The organism is uncultured Cetobacterium sp. (assembly GCF_947039425.1).
Lineage (GTDB): Bacteria > Fusobacteriota > Fusobacteriia > Fusobacteriales > Fusobacteriaceae > Cetobacterium_A.
This window is the reverse complement of the sequence record NZ_CAMQYW010000275.1, coordinates 1-2,696: the sequence shown is the minus strand read 5'-3', so window position 1 is coordinate 2,696 and position 2,696 is coordinate 1. Positions and strand designations below refer to the sequence as shown.

At 27.3% G+C, this 2,696-nt stretch carries 2 protein-coding genes; both read right to left on the bottom strand.

Going from position 1 to position 2,696, the window contains the following annotated elements; translation table 11 throughout:
* Positions 1-759 precede the first annotated feature (759 nt).
* Complete coding sequence (locus Q0V09_RS10415; RefSeq protein WP_297405962.1) at positions 760-1,533, bottom strand: ABC transporter ATP-binding protein; 774 nt, start codon at positions 1,531-1,533, stop codon at positions 760-762.
* Positions 1,533-2,552 (bottom strand): iron ABC transporter permease, encoded by a 1,020-nt coding sequence (locus tag Q0V09_RS10410; RefSeq protein ID WP_297489326.1) that lies wholly within the window; start codon positions 2,550-2,552, stop codon positions 1,533-1,535. Before Q0V09_RS10410 ends, Q0V09_RS10415 begins: the two co-directional genes overlap by 1 nt.
* Positions 2,553-2,696 lie beyond the last annotated feature (144 nt).

The window sequence follows — 2,696 nt, the reverse complement described above, 5'->3', positions numbered from 1 at the left end:
GATCTACACCAGGACGTACACTCTTTCCCTACACGACGCTCTTCCGATCTAGCATTTTTTAAAGCTTCCTTAACTGCAAGACCTATTAATTCTCCCAATTTTGAATGTTTTCCCGCATTTGTATAGATTCTATCACTCTCTAAATTACAACAAACTATTGTTCCATCAGTTCCAGATCCAGTTGCTAAACCATTTGAGTAATTACTTCCTGCTAAAAGTTCTTGAATAACTGCTGTTTTTGCTTCAGTTGCAGTTATAAGTGACCTTGCTAAAACTCCAGCATCTATTTTTCCATCTATCATAATTAAAGTATTTATTGTTCCAGGTTTTAACATCTCTATTTTCTCATTTTCTTCTATATATGAAGCTGGATCCCCAACTCTTCCACCGTTTGATTCTATTCCACCAGTTATTAAGGCTGTAACTACTAAATCTCCATATTTTTTTACACTTTTACTCATATTTTCCATATCAGCAGCTGTTCCAAGACCCGTTGTATATTTTGGTTCAAGTCCTAATTCTTTACAAAGGACTTCCATATGCTCTTTATATGTTGGTGCCTTTAATTTACATCCCATTCCAACAGAAGTTTTAGCATCATTATTAAAAATAGATGTTATCTCTTCTGAATATCCACCATTTAAAATACTCGTACTCAAGACTCCTCTTTTCCCTATAAATTTTATAACAATACTCTTATTGTAAATGTATACCTTGTCTCCAGTATTTAATGTATCAATTAACATCATATATCTCCTCTTAATAAATATAGTAATCTAAATTTTTAGAAATTGGATTAATAAAAATCTCAACATCTACCCCATAAGCCTTCTTTATATTTTTTTTAGTTAAAACATCCTCTACTTTTCCAAAAGATACCTTCTCTCCATCCTTTAAAAGCAAAAGTTTATCACAATATTTTGCAGCAACTCTTAAATCATGTGTTGATATTACAATTCCTTTTTTCTCTCTACTTAATTTTTTACATATTTTAAATAACTCCTCTTGATTAAAAAGATCCATACTTGCAGTTGGTTCATCTAAAAGAATTACATCTGTTTCCTGTGCCACTACCTTTGAAAAAAGAACTCTTTGTCTTTCTCCACCAGATAAACTATTTATTTTTTTATCTTTAAATTTTAAAGTATCTGTTTCTTTCATATATTTTAAAGATTGTTCATAATCAAATTTACTAAAGCTTTTACCCCTTTCCAAATGAGGGTATCTTCCCATTACAACAATATCTAAACAATTAAAAGATATATCTAAGCTTGTATTTTGATTCATAAAAGCAATTTCTTTTGCTATTTTATTTGGGCTCATTAATTTTAATATATTATTTTTTATCGTTATACTCCCACTTGTATATTTATTTAATCCATTTAAACATTTTAAAAGAGTTGTTTTCCCTGAACCATTAATTCCAATTAATCCAATAATCTCTCCTTTATTCACATTAAAATTTATATTTTTTAAAATATTTTGATTAAAATATTTAAAAGATACATCTTCAATTTTTATTAATTCTGTCATTAATTTTCACCTCTTCTATATTTCAACAATAAATACATAAAATATGGAGCTCCTAAAAGAGAAGTTACAATTCCAATTCCAATCTCTTTAGGAGAAATAATAATTCTAGATATTAAATCTGCTAATAAAAGAAATATTCCTCCACCTAAAAAACTCATTGGCAGTATATATTTATTATCATTACCTATAATTTTTTTCAAAATATGAGGTATAACCAGTCCAACAAAACCGATATTTCCACTTATACAAACAGCTAAAGCAACAATACTCGAAGTATATATTAATATTTTTTTTCTAAATCTATTTACATTTATTCCAAGAGATAAACTTTGCTCATCTCCTAAAAGGAGTATATTTAATTCATTATAATTTCTCATAAGTAAATAAGATAAAAATAAAATTGGAACTCCTGCCATATAAATATGATCCCAATGTCGTCCACTTAAACTTCCCATTGACCAAAATAGAAACTCTTTTGCTAAATTATCTGAAATATTTGTTAAAATAAGTGAATTTAATGCTCCTAAAAATGTTCTAATTGCTATTCCAGAAAGTATTAATCCAAGTATTGAAACCTTTCCTTTAAAAGTTCCAAGTTTATATACTAATATTCCTGCTAAAAAAGAAAAGAATATTGACATTAAAGGCATAATCACAATGGATTTTGAAGCTAATCCAAAAGCTATTGACAAAATAGCACCTAAACTAGCCCCAGAAGATATTCCTAAAATTCCAGGATCACCCATGGGATTTTGAAAAAGACTTTGAATAGTTGCTCCGCATATTCCAAGTCCACCACCAACTAAAAAAGCTGTTAAAACTCTTGGTGTTCTTATGTACCATAAAATCCCATTATATGTTCTATCTATCTCTCCAATAGAAAAAATATTATATTTTAAAATGTTAAAAATTTTACTTAAAGGTATATTTACACTTCCTATACAAAGTGAAATAATTAAAGTTATTATAAGAATTAAAAATAAGTAGATATATATTTTATGTGTATTAACAGATTTCATTTTTCACTCCAACTCTATATTTTTGAATATATTTTATTAAAAATTATTTCCAATGAATTTATCATATGTTGAGATGACGTCATTAAATGTTTATCTTCAATTGTTATAATTTTTTTGTTTTTTATAGCATCAATATTTTCCAAG

Coding starts and splice junctions, on each gene's coding strand:
- Q0V09_RS10415 (WP_297405962.1), bottom strand. CDS start 1,533: ATGACAGAATTAATAAAAATTGAAGATGTATCTTTTAAATATTTTAAT.
- Q0V09_RS10410 (WP_297489326.1), bottom strand. CDS start 2,552: ATGAAATCTGTTAATACACATAAAATATATATCTACTTATTTTTAATT.